We start from the raw sequence: 20,726 nt of genomic DNA on the forward strand, positions 1-20,726 counted from the left end.
TTCCCCGGCGGATGAAACCTGCATCCGGCACAACTGAGCGCTTACGCCTGCCGCGTGAAATCAAGGTACTTATCGCTGCGGCCTTCGTGATTGCGATCGGCTTTGGTCTCGTGTCCCCCGTCCTTCCCCAGTTCGCCCAGAGCTTCGGCGTCGAAGCGACGGCAGCGGCCGTGATCGTCAGTGCCTTCGCATTCACGCGACTGGTTTTCGCACCTGCCGGCGGCAAGCTTGTCGAGCGTCTTGGCGAGCGGCCGGTCTATGTGGCAGGGCTGATCATCGTTGCCCTTTCGACGGCGGCGTGTGCGTTCGCAGCGGACTACTGGCAACTGCTGATCTTCCGGGGGCTCGGGGGTATCGGCTCAACGATGTTCACCATCTCGGCGATGGGGCTGATCATCCGGTTGGCGCCGCCGGGAATGCGCGGCCGGGTTAGCGGTGCGTATGCGTCGGCATTCCTGCTCGGCAGTATCGGTGGACCCTTCATCGGCGGGCTGCTCGCCGGATTCGGCCTGCGGGTGCCGTTCCTCGTGTACGCGGGGGCGCTGCTGGTGGCTGCCGCCGTCGTCTTCTTCCAGCTGAAGGACACCACGCTGGGCGGCCGCACCAAGGGCCCGGCGCAGCCTGTCCTGCCCGTACGCGAGGCGCTACGGGATTCTGCCTATCGGGCGGCGCTGGTTTCCGGTTTCGCGAACGGCTGGGCATCTTTCGGCGTACGGATGGCCCTCGTCCCCTTGTTCGCCGCTGCGGTCCTGGGTGCCGGGCCCGAGGTCGCGGGTATCTCTTTGGCCTTCTTCGCGGGAGGAACCGCCTTGGCGCTGACCTTCTCGGGACGGCTGACCGACACGGTGGGCCGGAAACCGCTGGTGCTTACCGGGCTGGCCGTCAATGGAATCGCGATGGCGTGCCTGGGCCTGACCGGCGACGTCGTCACGTTCCTTGCCGTCTCAGTGGTGGCAGGCATCGGGGCGGGCATCCTGAACCCGGCGCAGCAGGCGGCAGTGGCCGACGTCGTCGGAAATGAGCGAAGCGGCGGGAAGGTGCTGGCTGCCTTCCAGATGAGCACCGATACCGGAACCATCTTCGGTCCCATTCTGGCGGGCATCCTCGTTGACACCCTGTCCTACGGGTGGGCGTTCGGGCTGACGGGCGTGACCGCACTCGCAGCGTTCCTGATGTGGACCCTTGCGCGGGAGACCCTGCACACCAAGTCTTAGGCGTCCACGAGGCGCTGGCTGATCACCGTGGAAACACCGTCGCCGCGCATGGTGACGCCGTACAGGGCGTCCGCAACCTCCATGGTGCGCTTCTGGTGCGTAATGACGATGAGCTGGCTGGACTCGCGCAACTCCTCGAAGATGGTGATGAGCCTGCCCAGGTTGGTGTCGTCCAGTGCGGCTTCAACCTCGTCCATCACGTAGAACGGTGACGGACGCGCCTTGAAGATCGCCACCAGCAGGGCAACCGCCGTGAGCGAACGCTCCCCACCGGACAGCAGCGACAGTCGCTTGATCTTCTTTCCGGCGGGGCGGGCTTCAACTTCGATCCCGGAGGTCAGCATGTCATCCGGGTCGGTGAGCACCAGCCGGCCCTCACCGCCCGGAAAGAGGCGCCCGAAGACCCGCTCGAACTGCTCGGCGGTGTCCCGGTAGGCGGCGGTGAAGACTTGCTCTACCCGTTCATCCACCTCGCGGATGATGTCCAGCAGGTCCTTGCGCGTGGCCTTGAGGTCCTCCAGCTGGGTACTGAGGAACTGGTGCCGTTCCTCAAGCGCCGCGAATTCCTCCAGTGCCAGCGGGTTGACCTTGCCCAGTGCTGAAAGGTCCCTCTCGGCGCGTTTGAGCCGTTTCTCCTGCTCCTCGCGGACGAAAGGTACCCCTTCGCGGACGGGATTGCCGCTCTCGTCCACCGCCACGCGCAATTGCGCCCACTTGTCGCCCGTTTCACCGGCGGAGGGAACGGGCTGATCCGGCCCGTACTCGGCCACAAGGTGATCGGCGGTAAGCCCGAGCTCGTCGATGGAGCGGTTCTCCAGCGTCTCGATCCGCAGCCGCTGCTGCGCCCGGGCCAGCTCGTCACGGTGCACGGAATCCGTCAGTTCGGCAAGCTCTGCGAGGAGCTTCTCATTGTCTGTGCGGACCGTCCCGAGCTCGGCTTCCCACGCCGAACGCACGGCTTCGGCTGCGTCACGGCTCTGCGCGGCACGGTCCACTGAAACGTCGAGGAATGTCAGCGCCTGCCGCACCGCCTGCCCAACCGCCGCCGCCTTCTCGCCCTGTAGACGCCGGATCCGGGCGCGTTCGGCAGCCTGCTCGCGGGCGGTGCGCTCAGTCTGCGCTGCATGCTCAAGCGACGCCGCCCGGTTCGCCGTGGCATTGAGCTGCTCCTCGGCACTTCGCAGCGCGAGGCGGGCCTCCATTTCGGCCTGCCGGGCGTGGGTCGCGGCCAGGGCGAGCATGTCGCGGGTCTGGGTATCGGGCTCACTCTCCGCGGGGGCCTCCTGGGCCTGCGCCAACCGTAGGGTGATCTCTTCCAGCCGCTGCTGCTCGGCGGTGAGGTTTGCCTCGGCGGTTTCGGCGAGGCGGGTCAGCCTGTCCGTCTCCCCCGACGCCGAACGCAATACGGAACCCAGCTGTCCGAGTTTCTCCGCTACGGCCGCCAGCCGCGCATCCGACTCGTGCAGCCGTTCAAGGGCAGCGTCAGCGCGCTCCTGTGCTTCCGCGCGCCGCGCTGTGGCAGCAGAGATTCCGAAGCGCGCGCGCTCATACCGTTCCGTGACCGCCCGAAGCGCTTCCGCTGCCTCGTCGACTGCCGCCTGCACTTCGAGCGTTCCGGGCGCCGCCGCGGTTCCACCACGCACCGTCGCCGCGGTGAACACGTCCCCGCTACGAGTCACGGCGGTCAGCCGCGCATGCCGATTCACCAGCTCCGCTGCCTCGGACAGAGAGCCGACGACGACGACGCCACCCAGCAAGGCGCGCACGGCGCCTTCGAGTCCAGCCTGTGCCGTAACGAGCTCCGCCGCGGAGCGCAGGCCGTCCGGCAGGGCCGCCCGGGGCTCAGCCGTAACTCCTGCAATGAGCAGCTCGACCCGACCGGCGTCGTCGTGCTTCATGAGACGGAGCGCGCCGTCTGCTGCTTCCAGGGAATCGACGGCAACGCCCTCCGCAACCGCTCCCAGCGCCGCGGCAACGGCAGCCTCGTAGCCAGGTTCAACGCTGAGCAGCTCGGCCACGGGTCCAAGTACACCGTGGACATCGCCGGCCAGGAGGGCGCTGGACCCGTCCTTACGCTCAAGGCCCATCCGCAGGGCTTCGATTCTCGCCTGCAGGGCATCGCGCTCCCGTTCGGCGGCCCGCTCCTCGTCGTTCAGGTTTTCCAGCGATTCGAGAACCGCCTCCAGTGCAGCGCTCGCTTCCTCATAGTCGGCGTCGAGGCTTTCCTCACCCTCCTCGGCACCGGCCACCTGAGTCTCGAGCGCCGTGAAATCCGACTGCGCCTGGCGGCGGCGTTCACCCACCTCAACCACGGAGGCGCGCAGCCTGCCCAGTTCCGCCTCCGCTGATTCGACCCGTGATCGGGCGGCACCGACCTGGCCGGAGAGCTTCGCCAGGCCCTCCCGCCGATCGGCAGCAGCACGAAGCAGGGATGCGAGCCGCTTCTCTTCTGCTGCCGCGGCGTCCTCCGCCTCGGCGCGCTGCTCCACTGCGTCTTCGAGTGCCTCCCGCCGGTCGTCGATGTGCTCGGCAAGCTCGGCTGCTTCGGTGCGGACGAGGCCGGCCTGCCGCTCCAGCTCATCGGGATCCCGGCCGCCGTCCGCAGCGGTGTCCACTGAACCCAGCAGCCGGCGTCGTTCATCTGCCAGGCTCCCCAGCGACCGGAACCGTTCGCGCGTGGAGGAGAGCCGGTACCACGCATCCCGCGCGGCGTTCAGCCGCGGTGTGGCAACCGCCGCCAGCCGCTCCAGCTCCGCCTGCCTGGAACGGCCGCTCTCCAGCAGGGCTTCGACCTTGGCGCGCCGCTGCTTCAGGGCGGTTTCATCAGCGACCTCCTGCTCGAAGGAGGCGACCAGCTGGACGAGGTCGTCGGCAAGCAGCCTGGCGCGGGCGTCGCGGGCCTCGAACTGGACCTGCTGGGCACGGCGCGCGATGTCCGCCTGCTTGCCGAGCGGGGTCAGCTGGCGGCGGATCTCGCCGGTGAGGTCGGTCAGGCGGGTGAGGTTGGCCTGCATCGCCTCGAGTTTGCGAACTGTCTTTTCCTTGCGTCGGCGGTGCTTCAGGATGCCGGCGGCTTCCTCGATGAACCCGCGCCGGTCCTCCGGCGTGGCGTGAAGCACCTTGTCCAGTTGACCCTGCCCGACGATCACGTGCATCTCCCGGCCCAGGCCGGAATCGGAGAGCAGCTCCTGGATATCGAGCAGCCGGCAATTATTGCCGTTGATGGCGTACTCGGAACCGCCGGCCCGGAACAGGGTGCGTGAAATGGTGACTTCGGAGTATTCGATCGGCAGGGCGCCGTCGGCGTTGTCAATCGTCAGGGAAACCTGTGCCCTGCCCAGGGGTGCGCGGCCCGAGGTCCCCGCGAAGATGACATCCTCCATCTTCCCGCCGCGCAGCGTCTTGGCGCCCTGCTCCCCCATCACCCAGGCCAGGGCATCCACCACGTTGGATTTGCCGGAACCATTAGGACCGACGACGGCGGTGACGCCCGGCTCAAAGTCGAAGGTCGTGGCAGAGGCAAATGACTTGAAGCCTCGCACGGTCAGACTTTTCAGGTGCACGGGTTACGGTTCTCTTCCAGAAGGGTTCGTTACCTCACAATCTACTGTGTTCAGCGGGAAGTTCAGGGTATTGCAGCTGGCTTTGGGGGCGAGGATTGAGACGCCCAACGTGCCGTTATCTGCTGGAGGAACTAGGCTTTCCTCAGGATCGTTAGTAACCGAAGTGTGCTTACCAATTGCAGATTGGCATCAAACGCCGGCGAAGCGCTATCGGTTCCGGTGCGGTTAACAGCGAACCAGCGGGCAAATCCGCGGGTAACCAGCGGACTAAGGGCAGGAAATTTGACCGGTAATTTCAACTTCCGACACCACAACACCGCCCTGCTCGGCGTGGAAAGTGTTGAGGCTCCGGTCATAGTCACCTCCGCAGAATTCGATCGTCTCCTGGCGCCGGCACTGAAACGTTTGCGGCTTTCCAAGGGCCTGCTGCAGCGTGTGGCGGGAATCACCGAGCGGCGCTGGTGGGCACCGGGCACCGGATTTGAGGACGGAGCCGTCGAGGCGGGTGCCAAGGCGCTTGCCTCCACCGGCATCGAAGCATCGCAAATTGGCCTGCTGATCAATACGTCCGTTTCGCGGAGCAATCTTGAGCCATCGGTCGCCGTGAAGATTCACCACGGTCTCGGCCTGCCGTCATCGGCAATGAATTTCGACGTGACCAATGCGTGCCTCGGATTCGTCAACGGCATGATGCTGGCGGCCAACATGATCGAGGCTGGTCAGATCCAATACGCCATGGTGGTCAACGGCGAGGATTCGCAGGCCACCCAGGAAGCCACGCTCCGCCGGCTGAACGAGACCGTGGGCACTCGTGAGGGTTTCATGCAGGAGTTCGCTACCCTCACCCTTGGCTCAGGTGCCGCCGCGGCAATCGTGGGTCCAGCGGATGCACACCCCGGCTCCCACCGTATGCTTGGCGGCGTGGCCCGGGCCGGAACCCAACACCACGAGCTCTGCGTCGGCGGAATCGACGGCATGTACACGGACGCCCAGGGCCTCCTTGACGGCGGCCTGGAACTCGTGTCGGCTGCGTGGGCGGAGGCCCAGCAGCAGTGGGATTGGGCGGACATGGACCGCTACATCACACATCAGGTGAGCACCACCCACACCAAAGCGATCATCGAGGCCGTAAATCTGGACCCGAAGAAGGTCCCACAGACGTTCCCGCACTGGGGCAACGTTGGCCCCGCTTCCCTTCCGATGACCCTGGCAACCGAATCCCAGACACTGAACCAGGGCGACAGGGTGTTGTGCATGGGCGTTGGATCGGGCCTGAACACCGCAATGCTGGAGATTGCGTGGTAGAATTCCCCGGCGTCGACCCCCGGTGGTCGGCCTACCTCGACGTGCCCTCCACAGCCGGTGTCGACCCCGCGGGCACGGTGAACCGCTGGCACTACCTGGACAACCTGCCGTCCCTCGAGGGGATTCAGCGCGGAACGTTGCTGTGCGTCCACGGCAACCCCACGTGGTCCTATCTCTGGCGTAGCGTCCTTGCGGCCGGCGCCCGGCAGGGTTGGCGGGTTGTCGCGGTGGATCAACTCGAGATGGGTTACTCGGAACGGACCGGACGCCCCCGGAAGCTCGCTGACCGCGTGCAGGATCTCGAGGACTTCACCGCAGCGCTGAGTCTCGACGGGCCCCTGGTGACGCTGGGCCATGACTGGGGCGGGGTGGTCAGCCTCGGTTACGCAAGCCGCAACCGCGGGAACCTCCAGGCCGCGATCCTTACCAACACGGCCATTTCCCAGGATCCGGACTCGCCGATCCCGGCGCCCCTGCGGCTCGCCCTGAACGGCGCCGTGCACCGTCTGGGCACGGCCGGGACTACGGCCTTCCTCGACACCACGCTCGCGCTCGCACGCCCGCGCCTGTCCCCGGATGTCCGTGCTGCGTACCGCGCGCCGTACCTGCGCGCCTCCAGGCGGCAGGGTATTGCACAGTTCGTCGCTGATATCCCTGTGGACGCGAACCACCCGAGCTTCGCCACCCTCACGGGGATTGCGGAGGACATCCGTTCCCTGGATGTACCCGTATTGATGCTCTGGGGTCCCGGCGACCCCATCTTCTCCGACACCTATCTCGAGGACCTCACCCGCCGGCTCCCCCACGCAGACGTACACCGCTTCGAAGGCGCAAGCCACCTCGTCGCCGACGATCGCGACATCGCCACACCGATCTTCAACTGGCTCGAGCGGAAGAACGACGACGACGCCTCGCAGGTCTCAAGCGATACGTTCACTCCGCTCTGGCAACAGGTTCAGGATCGCGCCGGCAGCGAGTCGCTGGCCGTGGCGGACATGGGAGAGGACGGCTCCGTTGCACGTTCGCTGTCCTGGCGGGAGCTCGATGCCCGCATCACCGCACTGGCAGGCGCGCTGCAGGGCATCGGTGTCCGGCCGGGCAGCAGGGTCAGCCTCATGGTTCCGCCCGGTGTTGAGCTGACGGTCCTGATTTATGCCTGCCTGCGGTTGGGCGCCGTCATCGTTGTTGCGGACGCCGGACTGGGAGCGAAGGGTCTCAGCCGCGCGGTGCGCGGCGCTGTGCCGGAGTTCCTGATCGGAATCGACCGGGCACTCATCGCCGCCCGCCTCTTCCGCTGGCCGGGTACCCGCATCAGCGTGGGAGCCCTGTCTACGGTCCGTTCACGCGCTTTGGGCGTGCAGCACAGCCTGGAGGAACTCGCCTCCGCCGACGCGGTGTTCAACGATCCCGGGATCGAACCGGACGCCGACGCCGCCATCCTTTTCACGTCAGGCTCCACCGGCCCCGCCAAGGGCGTTGTCTACACCCACCGCCGGCTCTCGGCGATGCGAGATACGCTCGCCAACACCCTGGACCTGAGGCCCGGAAGCGCCCTGGTCGCTGGCTTCGCGCCTTTCGCACTGCTTGGTCCGGCGCTCGGCGCCTCATCGGTGACGCCCGCCATGGACGTCACCGCTCCCCGGACGCTCTCCGCCCGCGCTCTCGCCGACGCCGTATCCGCGATCGATGCCACCGTGGTGTTCGCATCTCCGGCTGCGCTGCGCAACGTCCTGGCCACGGCTGACGGCATCACTCCGCGGGGCGCCGAGGCACTGGGGAACGTGAAAACCCTGCTCTCGGCCGGAGCGCCCGTGCCCGCAACACTGCTCGAAGGCCTCCGGCCGCTGGTGCCCGAAGCAACCCTGCACACGCCGTACGGCATGACCGAAGCCCTTCCCGTGACCGATATCGACCTCGAGGGTATCCTCGCCGCGACGGACAGTTCGGTAGCCGGAGCGGGCAACGGAGTCTGCGTGGGCACACCCGTGCCGGGCGCGACGGTGGCGATCAGCCCGCTCGAGCGCACCGGTTACGCAAGCGGCAAGCCGACGACGACGGCGGGCGTCACCGGGGAGATCCTCGTGCGTGCCGCGCACGTCAAGGACCGCTACCACCGGCTCTGGATCACCGAGCGTGAGTCCTCGCGCACCTCGGGCTGGCACCGTACCGGGGATGTTGGCCACCTGGACGCCGACGGTCGGCTGTGGGTCGAAGGGCGTCTCGCACACATCATTCCCACGGCGGCAGGGATTTTCACTCCCGTCGGCGCCGAACAGGCTATTGAGCGCACCGAAGAAGTACGGCAGGCGGCAGTCGTCGGTGTGGGGCCGGCCGGCACCCAGGCGGTTGTCGCCGTCGTCGTACCCGCGCCAAAGACGCGCGGGGGGTCCCTGGCGACGGAAAGCCTGTCGGCCGCCGTCCGTCACGCGGGACGCTCAGCGGGTGTGGAGATCGCTGCAGTGCTGACTCTGCCCGAGCTGCCGACGGACGTGCGCCACAACGCGAAAATCGACCGGGCGAAGGTGGCGGCCTGGGCCGGGCAGATGCTCGAGGGACGTCGGAAGCGACGCCCATGACGGTCCTGGTGACCGGTGCGAGCGGAATGCTCGGCGGGGCCGTTGCCAGCCTGCTGCGCAGCCGTGGTGAGTCTGTGCGTACCTTCCAGCGCCGCGCTTCGGGAGTCGCCGGTGCAGAGGACGTGGCCGGTTCGCTGGGTGACCCGCAGGCGGTAAAGCGTGCCGTTGAGGGCGTGGACTCCGTGATCCATTGTGCGGCGAAGGTGTCCTTCAGCGGCGACCCTGCCGAATTTGAACGCGTGAACGTCGCCGGGACCCGCAACCTGCTTGAAGCGGCGCGCTTCGCGGGTGCTGGGCGGTTTGTTTACGTTTCTTCACCGTCGGTGGCGCATCTGGGCCGTTCGATCGTCGGAGCCGGCACCGAACCCGCTGACCCGGCGCGGGCCCGCGGGGATTATGCCCGCACCAAGGCGAAGGCCGAGCAACTGGTCCTGGCGAACGACGACGCCGCCATGCCCGTCACGGCCATTCGCCCCCATATCGTCTGGGGGCCGGGCGACACGCAACTGGTCGAACGCGTGCTGTCCCGGGCGCGGGCCGGCAGGTTGCCGCTGCTGGGCGGCGGGACCGCACTGGTGGACACCACGTATGTGGACAACGCTGCGTCCGCCATCGTCGCCGCGCTGAATCGCATCGAACACGTTCATGGGAGACCGCTTGTGGTCACCAACGGCGAACCCCGGCCGATCGGTGAACTGCTCGCGCGGATGTGCGCTGCGGGCGATGCGCCCGCGCCACGATGGTCCGTTCCGGGGTGGCTCGGCCGTGCGGCGGGCACTGCCGTCGAAACACTGTGGCGGGGTTCGAGCGCGGACGGTGAACCGCCCATGACCCGATTCCTCGCCGAACAACTTTCGACCGCGCACTGGTTCGACCAACGGCAGACCAGGGAGCTGCTGGATTGGACGCCGGCGGTTTCACTGGACGAGGGATTCGCCCGGCTTGCCGCGCACTACGGTGGGCGGGCGTAGGCGGCCGTCCAGCAACGCAAAATCGTTCGGGAACGCAAAAGGAGGACCGGCGAACCGGTCCTCCCTTGTGCTGATGCGTCAGTTAGCCATTGACCCGGATGAAGACCGGACCCGAACCAAGCTGAGCCGGCGCCACTACGGTCTGGTTGCCGTTGAAGCCACCGTGGACGGCCTGACCGTTACCGATGTACACGGCGATGTGGGCTGCGCCCATGCCACCATCCGCGTAGTAGATGAGGTCACCTGGCATCGCCTGGCCGGCGCTTACCGTGCTGCCGAGGGACAGGTAGCCGGCGGGCCAGTCATGGAAGTTGATACCGGCCGCTGCGAGGGCGTTCGATACCAGCCGGGTGCAGTCCTGGATGACACCGATCTGGCCCTGCGCTGCTGCAGCGATGGTTCCAGCAACCGAAGAGGAAGCAGGAGCGGCTGAGTAGGAGGCAACCTCGATGTTGGAGGACGCCGTGGTGATTCCCATGGTGCTGGTCTCGGCCGGGGCCGGGGCCGGGGCGGGAGCCACGGGAGCCGGTGCAACCTGCACCTGCGGGGCGGGTGCAGCCGGAGCAGGCGCCGCAGCAGCGCTGCCCGACAGGCTGATGACCTGACCCGGGTAGATCACCGAGTTCCAGCCGAGCCCGTTGGCCGCGAAGATGGCATCCAGGCTCACGCCGTAGTTCGCTGCGATGGCACCAAGGGTGTCACCGGAACGCACGGTGTGGGTCGGAGCATTCGTGACCGGAGCCGGGGCCGGAGCCGAGACGGTCTGCGCGTTGACCGGCGCGGCAGGAGCAGCGGCCGGAGCGGAGACCTGGACGGCGGCGTCAGCGGACTGAACGGCTCCCGAGGTTGAGCTATAGGTGGTTCCGGCGCTGGCCGGAAGCGCTGCGCCGAACATGATGCCCGATGCTGCTACAACAACAGCCGCAGGACGTCCGACGGTGCCGGCGTGCGTGCTGACTGCCTTCGAGACGATCTGCATCGTGCTGGGCGGGGTGGCGCGGTGGCGCGCAATATGACGGTTTTTGGACAACGAAGGGCCTCTCCCAGTGCCTGCGGAGTTAGCTGTCGGATTCGGATGGGAGCCACCCGGACATGTACTGCGAAGCTGTACGCGTCTTAACCCCTAGGACTTCGAAAAACGAAGCCCGCTATCTGGTTCCCCCGCTCCTGCCGGATGTGTAGCGAACGGACCTTCCGACGGCGACAGGATTAGGCAATCCGCCAGAAGGAAGCCGGGCTTTAGAAACCCGGCGTGGCCTTAACGTTACATTCGTTTGGTTGAATTGTCACGTTTCCATCACAAATCCGCGCCATGGTGCGCTTTTTCGGAGTACTACTGATATATGCCCATCGACTAGATTTTGTACTGGTCGGTAGCATCCTTGGGCTTCTCATCGTCGCCCGAACGGTTACCCGGGCGATGCACTGCATCCTGCGCCTTCTTCAGCGCCTGTTCAGCCTGCGCCTGCACTTCCGGCGCCTTGGCCTTCACTGCCTCGGTTGCCTCTGTGACAGTTTCCTGCACCTTCGGGTTGTTCCAGAACTCCTGCGCCTTCACCTTGATCTGCTCATAGCTCGCACGACCGGCACGCGCGCCCAGCACATAGCCTGCGGCCATTCCTGCTGCAAAAACCAGTTTGTTCTTCATGGCGATACTCCTGACGTGTCGGGATCCTCAGATGTCGAATCTAGTCAGCGTACTTAGTTTTGTCACGTCGGTGTGTCACCAACGGCCGTTACGCGGCCTCGGCTGGCAGCGCGGGCACGTGTAGGAGGACCGGTTCATGAAGGTATCCCTCCGCACGCGGGAGTCGACGCCGGCGTCCGCACAGCGGGGGCATGGCAGGCGTTCCCGCCCATAGGCGTTGAGCGACCGCTCGAAGTAGCCGGAGGCACCGTTGACATTCACATACAACGAGTCGAAGCTCGTCCCACCGGCCTCGAGCGCCCGTTCCATGACGTCGCGGCAGGCGGTGAGGAGCCGGGCAACCTCGGGACGCCGCACGGTATCGGTTGCACGCGCGAAGTGGAGCCTGGCAGCCCACAGCGCTTCGTCGGCATAGATGTTCCCGATGCCCGATATGAGCGACTGGTCGAGGAGCGCCCTCTTCAGGCCCGTCCGGCGGGCGCGCAGCCTGGAGAAGAATTCCTCGAAGGAGAACGCCGGATCAAGCGGATCCCGCGCGATGTGCGAGGCTTCCACGGGTACGAGAGCCTCAGGGGCCTCCCCCAGCCCACCCGGCAAGCCGTCGGCGGTGGGCACCATCCCGGTCACGAAGAGCCCGCCGAAGATCCGCTGGTCAACGAACCGCAGTTCCCCCGGCAGACGGTCAGCACCCTGGGACAGGCGCAGCCGCACCTTGAGGTGCTTCTCGTCCGGCTGATCCTCATCCTCGACCAGCAGCTGTCCGCTCATGCCCAGGTGCGCCATCAGCGCCACCCGTGGTGCGGTGTGGACTATCCCGCCAGCCTCGGGTTCCAGCCGTGCGGCAGGTAAGTACGACGACGGCGCGAGCCGGCTGGCGCCGTCGTCGTGCTTTACGTCCGCCAGGGGCATCCAAAGGAACTTGCCACGACGCACCGTATCGGTGATGGTTGCTCCCACGAGGTTCCCGCGGAAGTCCTCGGCGCCGAGGACATGGCGTCGGATGGACCGGGGGTCAAGGACGTCAACCGCTTCGATGGTGCGGCCGCGTACCCACCGCGCAAGCCCGCGGCGCACCACCTCCACTTCGGGCAGCTCAGGCATGTTCGGGCGCGTCCGGTTCTCAGGGAGCGTTAGCGGGAGTCAGCCGGCTGATCGGTGAGCAGCGGCTGCGGGACTGTCTTGCTGTCATCTGAGCCGCGCAGCAGTTTCCAGGAAGCGGCAGCGGCTTCCTGCTCGGCTTCCTTCTTGGAGCGTCCGCCACCGGAGCCATAAGTGGTTCCGCCGATTACCAGGACAGCCTCGAAACGGCGGTCGTGGTCCGGGCCGAACCCGGTCACCCGGTAATCGATGACACCCATCCGCTCAGCAGCGGCGATCTCCTGGATGCTGGTCTTCCAATCCGTTCCGGCGCCGAGGGCTGCTGCATCCTCGAGGACCGGTCCGATAATACGCATCACCAGGCAACGGGCGGTCTCCATGCCGTTGCTGAGGTAGGTGGCGCCGATGATGGCTTCCATGGTGTCCGCAAGGATGGAGGACTTGTCCCAACCGTTGGTGAGCTTCTCCCCCTGGCCGAGCAGGATGTGCTTGCCGAGACCAATGCCGCGGGCAACTCCCGCCAGCGCCCGCGTGCTGACAACGGCGGAACGCCGCTTCGCCAGCTCGCCTTCGGAAAGGGTTGGATTGTCGCGGTACAGGGCGTCCGTCACCGAGAGGCCCAGAACGGCATCGCCAAGGAACTCAAGGCGTTCGTTGGTGGGGATGCCGCCCTGTTCATACGCGTAGGAGCGGTGCGTCAGGGCAAGACGAAGCGTCCCGGCGTCGATAGTGACGCCGAGACGCTTCAAAAGGTCTTCTGAATTTTCCACGCTAGCGACGCTTACGCGCATCGATGCTGCGGATACCGCCTCGCGGTGCCCTGGCAGCACTTAGACGTCGGCTACCTTACGGCCCTTGTACTCAAGGAACAGCTCGGTGCCTGCGGAGTCGGTAACAACCTTTGCCTGGTGGGAAAGGCTGTAGGTGACGCGACCGTTCTCCACCGTCTTCACCAGCTTCGGGGCAACAGCCTTCCACTGGGACCGGCGTGCACGCGTATTCGAGCGGGACATCTTCCGCTTGGGAACAGCCACGGCTAACTCTCTTCTCTCTCGTCTAACACTGTCTTTGCTTCTGGTTCCGCCGCCTGTGGGTCAGCGGCCGTGCCGGCCAGCCCTGCCAGTGAAGCCCAGCGGGGATCGAGGACTTCGTGCTGGTGACCCGGATCATCCTCCAGCCGCACACCGCATTCGGCGCACAAACCCTGGCAATCCTCCCGGCACACCGGCTGGAACGGCAGCGTTGTCACTACCGCATCCCGCAGCACCGGTTCGAGATTGACTGTGTCATTCTCGACCACGCGCAGCGCGTCCTCCTCTTCATCCTCTGACAACTCCTGGTTGTCGTAGTAGAAGAGTTCCTGCACATCGACGCTACTGCCGTAACGAAGGGGATCCAGGCACCGACCGCATTCGCCCTTAACTTCGACGTCCACGATCCCGGATACCAGGATTCCCTCATGTACAGCTTCGAACCTCAGGTCCAGTTCCATCTCGGAACCTTCCTGAACGCCGATGAGCGCCACACCAAAATCTTTCGGTGCGGGCACATGTTCTTCGACTGTCCGCATGCTTCCCGGGCTGCGCCCGAGGTCCCTGACATTGAAGATCAGAGGCGAACTGAGATCGCTCTTAATTGGAACTCCTGTAGAACATATGACCGACGAATCATCTTAGCCCGAAACAAACGCCCATCCCAAACCGGGTGCGGCGTCGGCGCGCCCTGTTGCCGGTGCACGGCGGAACGAACGCACGCGCTCTGCCCCGTAGTGTGGAGGGCGTGCATTCACGATCAACTCCAGTATTGACCAGGAAAGGCGCCGCCCTCAAGGCCGCCGTTGCCGCCGTCGTCGTACTGGTGTTGTGGCTGCTGAGCTCTTACGCGTTGTTCTACAACCCTCCGCTGCCTAAGTTGCAGCGCGCGGATGCAGTGGTGGTGCTGGGCGGGGCGAGCACTGAGCGGTATCCGGTGGGCCGCGGCCTGGTGGAGGACGGATGGGCACCAGTTCTGGTGCTCTCACATACGGACACCCCCGGCAATGTGGACATGGATCGGGTATGCAACAGCAGAAAGTCCGAACGCATTATCTGCTTCCGGCCCGAACCGCTCACCACCCGCGGTGAAGCGCGCGCTGTTGCCCGCCTTGCGGACGAGCACGGCTGGGACACGGTACTGGTGGTGACCTCGCGGTACCACGTACTGCGCTCCTACCAGCACATCGGCCAGTGCTCCGAGGCACGCCTGATCATGGCGGCCTCGGATCCGGAACTCGGACTATTCGGCTGGCTTCCCCGTTTTGTGGAGGAGGGGGCCGGTCTGGCCGGAGGCGCGCTACGGCCGGTCTGCGCGAACCAGATCTGAGATTATGCGCACGTAACGAACCTACGCAGACGCAAATGCTGCATTATGCTACCTGTTATGACGCAAATACGTGTTCGCGACGCAGCGCAGTTTCTCGGGGTGAGCGCCGATACCGTGCGGCGCTGGATCGATGACGGCACCCTTACCGCCGAGCGTGCCTCCGGTGTCACGGTGGTGGACGGACTCGAGCTGGCGCGGCTTGCCCGCGAACGCGCCATCCTGCCCACCGACCCCTCGGGTGCCGACACCTCCGCACGCAACCGGTTCGTGGGCCTGGTCACCAATGTAATAACGGACAAGGTGATGGCCCAGGTCGAGCTTCAATGCGGACCGCACCGCGTGGTCTCGCTCATGAGCAGCGAAGCGGTGCGTGAGCTTGGCATCACTCCCGGCAACATCGCGGTGGCGGTCATCAAGGCGACAACCGTTATTGTCCAAACCCCCGAAGGGAAGTTCTGAGATGAACCTGCGTATCCGACTGATCACGGGCTCTGCCGCACTGGTTGTCCTTGCCAGCTGCGGTACTCAGTCCGCGAGCGAAAACACCAGCCCGACGACGGCGGAGGGACTGAGCGGCACCGTCACGGTCTTCGCGGCCGCCTCCCTGAAGGACACGTTCACCGCAATCGCTGAAGAGTTCGAGAACCGGAATCCGGACGCCACAGTGCAGCTCAGCTTCGCCGGTTCTTCCGACCTGGTCACGCAGATCACAGCCGGTGCACCTGCCGATGTCTTCGCATCCGCGAACGCGGCGAACATGAACAAGTTGACCGACGCCGGTCTCGTAGCGGGTGAACCCATGGAATTCGCCACCAACACGCTCATGATTGCGGTCCCGGCCGGAAATCCCGCCGGCATCACCGGGCTGGAGGATCTTGCGGACCCTGCGCTTGATGTGGTGGTCTGCGCACCGCAGGTGCCGTGTGGATCTGCCACGGTGACGGTGGAAGAAGCATCCGGTACGGACATCCCGGCGGTCAGCGAGGAGTCCTCGGTTACCGATGTCCTGGGCAAGGTCACCTCCGGGCAGGCGGACGCCGGTTTGGTCTATGTGACAGATGTCGCCGCCGCAGGCGACGCCGTGGAAGGCATCGAATTCGAGGAGTCAGCCGAAGCCGTGAATGTCTACCCGATCTCCGCGGTGGAGGGCGGTGACCAGGAACTTGCTGAAGCGTTCATTGAGCTGGTGACGGGCGCAGAAGGACAGGAGATCCTCACGCAGGCCGGGTTCGCGCAACCGTGACCTTGGGCCATGTCTCCACGGGGGTCCCCCGCTGGGTGCTGGCGCTAGCGGGTGTCGGCGCACTGTTTGTGATCATCCCGCTGCTGGCGATCGTCCTGCGGGTCGACTGGGCTCAGTTCGGTGCGCTGATCACCACGGATTCCTCGCGGGCCGCGCTGCTGCTCAGCCTCCAGACGTCCGCTGCGAGCACACTGGCATGCATTGTGTTCGGGGTGCCGATGGCGTTTGCCCTGGCGAGAACGACCTTCCGCGGCCAACGGGTGCTGCGTGCACTCGTTCTACTCCCGCTGGTCCTCCCGCCGGTCGTGGGAGGCATCGCACTGCTGTACACCTTCGGCAGGCAGGGCCTCCTCGGAGAGTCGATGACCATGCTCGGGGTGGACATCGCATTCTCGACGACCGCCGTCGTACTGGCGCAGACCTTCGTGGCGCTGCCGTTCCTGGTCCTGAGCCTGGAGGGTGCGCTTCGAACTGCCGGCACACGCTATGAGGCCGTCGCCGCGACACTCGGCGCCCGCCCCACCACCGTGCTGCGGCGCGTCAGCCTCCCGCTGGTCCTTCCGGGCATCGTCTCGGGCGCAGTACTGTCCTTCGCCCGCGCCCTCGGCGAATTCGGCGCGACACTCACCTTCGCCGGGAGCCTCCAGGGCGTGACCCGCACCCTGCCCCTGGAAATCTACCTGCAGCGGGAGACCGACGCCGACGCCGCCGTCGCGCTCTCCCTCGTCCTTGTCGCCGTGGCCGTCCTGGTGGTCGGCCTCGCGCACCGCGTACAGGATGGACGTCCGCAATGACGCTTGAGCTTGCAGCACGTGTTCCCGCGCGCAACTTCGACGTCCGGTTCGCTCTCGCCGCCGGCGAAACCGTGGCCGTCATGGGGCCCAACGGGGCGGGGAAATCGACCCTGCTCGGAGTCCTCTCAGGCCTGATCAAGCCCGACGACGGCGCTGCCACCCTGGGCGGCAACGTCCTCTTCTCCAGCCGGGAATGGGTCCCGCCGCACGCGCGCGAAGTGGCGCTCCTTGCCCAGGACGCGCTCTTGTTTCCGCATCTTTCGGTCCTGGAAAACGTAGCGTTCGGCCCCCGCTGCGCCGGGGCATCCCGCGCCGCCGCAAGGGATTCGGCACGGCGCTGGCTGGGCGAGGTGGAGGCCCTCGACCTCGCGGACCGCCGACCGGCAAGCCTGTCCGGCGGCCAGGCGCAGCGCGTGGCCGTTGCGCGTGCGCTCGCCACTGAACCCGATCTCCTGCTGCTCGATGAACCGTTGTCCGCCCTGGACATCTCGGTGGCGCCACAGCTGCGCCGGACCCTCCGCCGCGTTCTCAAGGGGCGCAGCGCGGTGATCGTCACCCACGACATCGTGGACGCCCTCCTGCTCGCGGACCGCGTGGTGGTCATCGACAGCGGACGGATCGTGGAGGATGGGCCCACGCGCACGGTTCTCGAGGAACCGAGGAGCAGCTTCGCGGCGGGACTTGCGGGCCTGAACCTCGTGTCCGGACGAACCAGTGCGGGCGGACTCACGGCACCGGACGGCGTCCACCTGGCAGCATTGACCGAGCCGCCGTTACCGGAGGGAGAAGAGGCGGCAGCGATTTTCAGCCCGCGGGCAGTCGCTGTGCACCGGGACCACCCAACAGGCAGCCCCCGCAACGTGCTTCCGGTGACGATTACCGACCTGGAACAGCACGGCGGCAGGACAACAGTGCGCGCCGGCCATTTGAGCGCCGAGATCACCACTGCCGCCGCGGCGGAACTGGATCTGCTGCCCGGAATGGAGGTCTTCTTCAGTGTGAAGTCGACCGAGGTCAGCCTCTACCTTCGCTGAGAAGTCAGCCGGCAATCAGGCCTACAGCGCTGGAGCCGCTTTGCCCTGCTCGGTGGCATGAGCGACCACGGCCTCGGACATGACGTCGCGGTCATCGAGTTCCTCGTCGAGTTCTTCATGCCGATGCTCGGTCTCGGGGTCCGGTTCGCCGTCCTCGACGTACTCGACCGCGAGCTGGCGGTGAACCTTGCTGTTGAGGACTTCCACCTGGCTGTCCTTGAGCTGGTTCAGATCCTCAGGGAACGGGTCTTCGGGTTTGATTCGGCTCTTACCCACAGCGCGCCCCTAATCCTCGACTGGCATTGAGACTCGATTCTACGACGGTCGCAGGGCGTTAGTCGTCTTTCTCCTTGAGCCGCTTCAATACGGCCTTGGGAACGAACTGCGAGATGTCGCCGCCCAGTGCCGATACTTCCTTCAGCAGGGTCGAGGAGAGATGCGAATAGCTCGCCTCAGCCGGAATGAACACGGTTTCGACGCCGGTGAGCTGGCGGTTCATCGCGGCCATGGGCAGTTCGTAGTCAAAATCCTGGCTGGAGCGCAGTCCCTTGACGATGAGGTTGGCGCCGTGCTCGCGGCAGAACTCCGCAAGCAGTCCGTCGCCCATGGGAATAATTGAGACACCGCGCAGGTAGGTGAGCGTTTCGTTCGCTATGTCCAGGCGGTCCTCGATGGAGAAGCGGTACTTCTTGGCGTAGTTGGTGGAGACGGCAACGATCACCTCGTCGAAGAGGCTGGCCGCGCGCGCGATGATCTCAAGGTGACCATTGTGGATGGGGTCGAAGGATCCAGGGCAGACGGCGCGGCGCATACGTCGAATCTATCGCGTACCCGGCCCAAATACCGGGCTTATGTACCAAACGTGTCTGCCAGGATGCTTTTTGGTGCGCCCGGGGAGGTGTTCGACATACTGGAGGACATGAATGCCCACCTCTCCCCCTGGCAGCGTACTGCGCGCGGTGCTAACCTCCTCTCCGCTGATGGACAACTGGGTACCGTCATCTTCGAGGAGATCACTGCGCTCGCGGCCACGCACGAGGCGATCAACCTCGGCCAGGGCTATCCCGATGAAGATGGACCGGACATCCTCCTCGACCTTGCCTGCACAAACATTGCTTCAGGGATGAACCAGTACGCACCCGGGCGCGGGCTGCCGGTCCTGCGCGAGGCGATAGCTGCCCACCAGGCACGTTTCTACTGCCTCAACGTTGATCCGGACCGTGAGGTGGTTGTGTCCACCGGTGCCACCGAGGCGATTGCGGCGTCCATCCTCGCCCTGGCCGGACCGGGTGATGAGGTGCTCACCTTCGAGCCGTTCTACGATTCCTACGGCGCCATCATCGGGTTGAGCGGCGCCCGGCACACCACAGTCCCGCTGCTGGCGCCGGAGTTCCAGCCGGACCTGGACGCCCTGGAACGGGCAGTGAATGAACGTACCCGGGTGATTGTCGTCAACAACCCGCACAATCCGATGGGTACTGTGTTTTCCCGGGAAGTCCTGGCGCGCATTGTCGAAGTAGCCGAACGGCACGGTGCGATCATCGTCACCGATGAGGTCTATGAACACCTGACGTTCGGCTCGCGACACATCCCTGTTGCGACGCTGCCGGGCGCCTGGGATCGCACCATCACCATTTCCTCCGCCGGCAAGACGTTCTCGGTGACCGGCTGGAAGATCGGCTGGTTGACCGGCCCGGCGCACCTGGTCGAGTCCGTCCGAACAGTGAAATCTTTCCTCAGCTACAGTTCCGGCACACCCTTCCAGGGCGCGGTTGCGGCCGGCCTTGGGCTCGACGATGCGTTCTACCGCGGCATCGCCGCGAACCTGCAGCGCAAGCGCGACCTGCTCAATCCCGGCCTGCAGGCGGCCGGGTTCGAGGTCTACACGCCGCAGGGCACCTACTTCACCGTGGTTGACGCCGCGCCGCTCGGGATCACAGACGCCACCGAGCTGGCCCGCCGCCTGCCCAAACTCGTGGGCGTCGCTGCGATCCCCGTTCCCGTGTTCTGCCACGAGGAAGGTGCCCGGCGAACCCGTTCCCTCCTGCGGTTCGCGTTCTGCAAGAAGGATGACGTGCTCGCCCAAGCCGCCGAACGCCTCTCCACCCTCCGGCAACACTTGTGAGCGTTCCGACGCGTTTCCTCAGGAACGCCGGAGCGCACGCGGAGATTGACCGCGACGCCTTCAACGACGGCGCGTTCATCCTGAGCATCGGAGGGGCGCAGCAGTCCCACGTGGACCTGGCGGATCCCGGGCACGTGTTTTATGAGTACCTGCGGCGGATCGCGAATGTCCTGGACGTCTTCAGACCGGCCTCTGAGCCCATCCGTGTTCTTCATCTCGGCGCTGGAGCTCTGACCCTTCCACGGTATGTGCAGGCGACGCGGCCCGGCTCCGAACAGGTTGCGGTCGAGCGTGAGCGGGAACTCCTCGCTTTCGTGCTCGAGCACCTGCCCCTCCCGGAAGGCACCCGGTGCTCATTGCTGATCGAGGACGCCCGCGACACCCTCGCTTCTGCCGATCCCGGTGCCTTTGACGCCGTCGTCCTCGATGTTTTCTCCGGCGCGGATGGCGCAACTGAGCTGGCCACTCCAGAGTTTTACCGCCTTCTGACCGCCGTCGTCGCTGCGAAGGGTGTAGCGCTGGTCAATGTCGGTGACGATCCTCCGTTCAGGTTTGCCCGCGAACAGGCGCGGATGCTCCAGGAGACCGGGTACGACGTCGCCGCCCTGGGTGAGGCGGGCATGTTCAGCGGGCGGCGCTCGGGCAACATCGTCCTCGCTGCTACAACCCGGTGGCCGCCTGAGTGGATGCCTGCGCTGCTTGCCGCCGGGCCGCATCCGGCGGCAGTGCTGACCGGCGGCGAGTACGCGCATTTTGCCCGCGGAAAAGGCTGATTTACGCGCATATATCATGCG

20 protein-coding genes and 1 riboswitch are annotated in these 20,726 nt (G+C 65.8%); of the genes, 11 read left to right on the forward strand and 9 right to left on the reverse strand.

Features of this window, described 5'->3' with window-relative positions:
* The first annotated feature begins 11 nt into the window (after positions 1 to 11).
* Positions 12 to 1,214 carry an MFS transporter gene (locus ACX80C_RS02645; protein WP_459324679.1) on the forward strand — a complete coding sequence of 401 codons (1,203 nt, stop codon included), beginning with the start codon at positions 12 to 14 and terminating at the stop codon, positions 1,212 to 1,214.
* On the opposite strand, the gene smc is transcribed toward ACX80C_RS02645, so the two are convergent.
* Entirely contained in the window at positions 1,211 to 4,777 is a 3,567-nt protein-coding gene (gene smc / locus ACX80C_RS02650) for a chromosome segregation protein SMC (RefSeq protein ID WP_459324680.1), read from the reverse strand. The genes ACX80C_RS02645 and smc overlap by 4 nt on opposite strands.
* A gap of 282 nt (positions 4,778 to 5,059) precedes the next feature.
* Here smc and ACX80C_RS02655 point away from each other — a divergent pair, with 282 nt between their 5' ends.
* From ACX80C_RS02655 to ACX80C_RS02665, 3 genes are read left to right on the forward strand one after another with little or no spacing between them, the layout of a single operon-like run.
* Positions 5,060 to 6,082, forward strand: coding sequence for a 3-oxoacyl-ACP synthase III (locus tag ACX80C_RS02655; protein ID WP_459325083.1), 1,023 nt, complete (start codon positions 5,060 to 5,062; stop codon positions 6,080 to 6,082).
* On the forward strand, positions 6,076 to 8,658 hold the full coding sequence (locus ACX80C_RS02660; protein ID WP_459324681.1) for an alpha/beta fold hydrolase: 2,583 nt from the start codon (positions 6,076 to 6,078) through the stop codon (positions 8,656 to 8,658). Before ACX80C_RS02655 ends, ACX80C_RS02660 begins: the two co-directional genes overlap by 7 nt.
* A complete protein-coding gene (locus tag ACX80C_RS02665; protein WP_459324682.1) occupies positions 8,655 to 9,629 on the forward strand; it encodes an NAD-dependent epimerase/dehydratase family protein in 975 nt (324 codons plus the stop codon). The genes ACX80C_RS02660 and ACX80C_RS02665 overlap by 4 nt, the downstream gene beginning before the upstream one ends.
* Before the next feature lie 82 nt (positions 9,630 to 9,711).
* Here the strand turns inward: ACX80C_RS02665 and ACX80C_RS02670 are convergent, their stop codons facing one another.
* From ACX80C_RS02670 to ACX80C_RS02695, 6 genes are all read right to left on the reverse strand, one after another.
* Entirely contained in the window at positions 9,712 to 10,659 is a 948-nt protein-coding gene (locus ACX80C_RS02670) for a LysM peptidoglycan-binding domain-containing protein (RefSeq protein ID WP_459324683.1), read from the reverse strand.
* Positions 10,660 to 10,662: 3 nt separating this feature from the next.
* Positions 10,663 to 10,823: riboswitch (cyclic di-AMP (ydaO/yuaA leader) on the reverse strand.
* Between the two features lie 160 nt (positions 10,824 to 10,983).
* On the reverse strand, positions 10,984 to 11,277 hold the full coding sequence (locus tag ACX80C_RS02675) for a YtxH domain-containing protein (RefSeq protein WP_459324684.1): 294 nt from the start codon (positions 11,275 to 11,277) through the stop codon (positions 10,984 to 10,986).
* A gap of 75 nt (positions 11,278 to 11,352) precedes the next feature.
* A complete protein-coding gene (gene mutM / locus ACX80C_RS02680) occupies positions 11,353 to 12,378 on the reverse strand; it encodes a bifunctional DNA-formamidopyrimidine glycosylase/DNA-(apurinic or apyrimidinic site) lyase (RefSeq protein ID WP_459324685.1) in 1,026 nt (341 codons plus the stop codon).
* A 29-nt stretch (positions 12,379 to 12,407) separates the two neighbouring features.
* Positions 12,408 to 13,145: a ribonuclease III gene (gene rnc / locus ACX80C_RS02685; protein WP_459324686.1), complete on the reverse strand. Its 738-nt coding sequence runs from the start codon at positions 13,143 to 13,145 to the stop codon at positions 12,408 to 12,410.
* Between the two features lie 60 nt (positions 13,146 to 13,205).
* Positions 13,206 to 13,409: a 50S ribosomal protein L32 gene (gene rpmF / locus ACX80C_RS02690; RefSeq protein ID WP_167993247.1), complete on the reverse strand. Its 204-nt coding sequence runs from the start codon at positions 13,407 to 13,409 to the stop codon at positions 13,206 to 13,208.
* A gap of 2 nt (positions 13,410 to 13,411) precedes the next feature.
* Entirely contained in the window at positions 13,412 to 13,945 is a 534-nt protein-coding gene (locus ACX80C_RS02695; RefSeq protein WP_459324687.1) for a YceD family protein, read from the reverse strand.
* A 233-nt stretch (positions 13,946 to 14,178) separates the two neighbouring features.
* Here ACX80C_RS02695 and ACX80C_RS02700 point away from each other — a divergent pair, with 233 nt between their 5' ends.
* Genes ACX80C_RS02700 through ACX80C_RS02720 form a run of 5 tightly spaced genes read left to right on the forward strand, consistent with a single transcriptional unit; the run spans position 14,179 to position 17,807 of the window.
* The gene (locus ACX80C_RS02700; protein ID WP_459324688.1) at positions 14,179 to 14,736 is read left to right on the forward strand and encodes a YdcF family protein; all 558 of its coding nucleotides are present in this window, start codon (positions 14,179 to 14,181) and stop codon (positions 14,734 to 14,736) included.
* A 57-nt stretch (positions 14,737 to 14,793) separates the two neighbouring features.
* Positions 14,794 to 15,195 (forward strand): TOBE domain-containing protein, encoded by a 402-nt coding sequence (locus ACX80C_RS02705; RefSeq protein ID WP_459324689.1) that lies wholly within the window; start codon positions 14,794 to 14,796, stop codon positions 15,193 to 15,195.
* A 1-nt stretch (position 15,196) separates the two neighbouring features.
* Complete coding sequence (modA, locus tag ACX80C_RS02710) at positions 15,197 to 15,979, forward strand: molybdate ABC transporter substrate-binding protein (protein ID WP_459324690.1); 783 nt, start codon at positions 15,197 to 15,199, stop codon at positions 15,977 to 15,979.
* Complete coding sequence (locus tag ACX80C_RS02715) at positions 15,976 to 16,773, forward strand: ABC transporter permease (protein ID WP_459324691.1); 798 nt, start codon at positions 15,976 to 15,978, stop codon at positions 16,771 to 16,773. Before modA ends, ACX80C_RS02715 begins: the two co-directional genes overlap by 4 nt.
* Positions 16,770 to 17,807, forward strand: coding sequence for a sulfate/molybdate ABC transporter ATP-binding protein (locus tag ACX80C_RS02720; protein ID WP_459324692.1), 1,038 nt, complete (start codon positions 16,770 to 16,772; stop codon positions 17,805 to 17,807). Before ACX80C_RS02715 ends, ACX80C_RS02720 begins: the two co-directional genes overlap by 4 nt.
* A gap of 21 nt (positions 17,808 to 17,828) precedes the next feature.
* On the opposite strand, the gene ACX80C_RS02725 is transcribed toward ACX80C_RS02720, so the two are convergent.
* Together ACX80C_RS02725 and coaD are read right to left on the reverse strand one after the other, a co-directional pair.
* Positions 17,829 to 18,083 carry a hypothetical protein gene (locus ACX80C_RS02725; protein WP_459324694.1) on the reverse strand — a complete coding sequence of 85 codons (255 nt, stop codon included), beginning with the start codon at positions 18,081 to 18,083 and terminating at the stop codon, positions 17,829 to 17,831.
* 58 nt (positions 18,084 to 18,141) lie between these two features.
* A complete protein-coding gene (coaD, locus tag ACX80C_RS02730) occupies positions 18,142 to 18,618 on the reverse strand; it encodes a pantetheine-phosphate adenylyltransferase (RefSeq protein ID WP_459324695.1) in 477 nt (158 codons plus the stop codon).
* A 108-nt stretch (positions 18,619 to 18,726) separates the two neighbouring features.
* On the opposite strand from coaD, the gene ACX80C_RS02735 reads away from it, so the two are divergent.
* Together ACX80C_RS02735 and ACX80C_RS02740 are read left to right on the forward strand one after the other, a co-directional pair.
* A complete protein-coding gene (locus tag ACX80C_RS02735) occupies positions 18,727 to 19,932 on the forward strand; it encodes an aminotransferase class I/II-fold pyridoxal phosphate-dependent enzyme (RefSeq protein ID WP_459325084.1) in 1,206 nt (401 codons plus the stop codon).
* A complete protein-coding gene (locus ACX80C_RS02740; RefSeq protein WP_459324696.1) occupies positions 19,929 to 20,705 on the forward strand; it encodes a spermidine synthase in 777 nt (258 codons plus the stop codon). Before ACX80C_RS02735 ends, ACX80C_RS02740 begins: the two co-directional genes overlap by 4 nt.
* Positions 20,706 to 20,726: the final 21 nt, after the last annotated feature.

The sequence above is a fragment of the Arthrobacter tecti genome, from assembly GCF_054511355.1.

Excerpts from the sequence above, each read along its gene's own strand:
- coaD (WP_459324695.1), bottom strand. The coding sequence starts at position 18,618 with ATGCGCCGCGCCGTCTGCCCTGGATCCTTCGACCCCATCCACAATGGT.
- ACX80C_RS02695 (WP_459324687.1), bottom strand. The coding sequence starts at position 13,945 with ATGCGGACAGTCGAAGAACATGTGCCCGCACCGAAAGATTTTGGTGTG.
- ACX80C_RS02665 (WP_459324682.1), top strand. The coding sequence starts at position 8,655 with ATGACGGTCCTGGTGACCGGTGCGAGCGGAATGCTCGGCGGGGCCGTT.
- ACX80C_RS02675 (WP_459324684.1), bottom strand. The coding sequence starts at position 11,277 with ATGAAGAACAAACTGGTTTTTGCAGCAGGAATGGCCGCAGGCTATGTG.
- ACX80C_RS02705 (WP_459324689.1), top strand. The coding sequence starts at position 14,794 with ATGACGCAAATACGTGTTCGCGACGCAGCGCAGTTTCTCGGGGTGAGC.
- ACX80C_RS02645 (WP_459324679.1), top strand. The coding sequence starts at position 12 with ATGAAACCTGCATCCGGCACAACTGAGCGCTTACGCCTGCCGCGTGAA.
- ACX80C_RS02735 (WP_459325084.1), top strand. The coding sequence starts at position 18,727 with ATGAATGCCCACCTCTCCCCCTGGCAGCGTACTGCGCGCGGTGCTAAC.
- ACX80C_RS02720 (WP_459324692.1), top strand. The coding sequence starts at position 16,770 with ATGACGCTTGAGCTTGCAGCACGTGTTCCCGCGCGCAACTTCGACGTC.
- mutM (WP_459324685.1), bottom strand. The coding sequence starts at position 12,378 with ATGCCTGAGCTGCCCGAAGTGGAGGTGGTGCGCCGCGGGCTTGCGCGG.
- modA (WP_459324690.1), top strand. The coding sequence starts at position 15,197 with ATGAACCTGCGTATCCGACTGATCACGGGCTCTGCCGCACTGGTTGTC.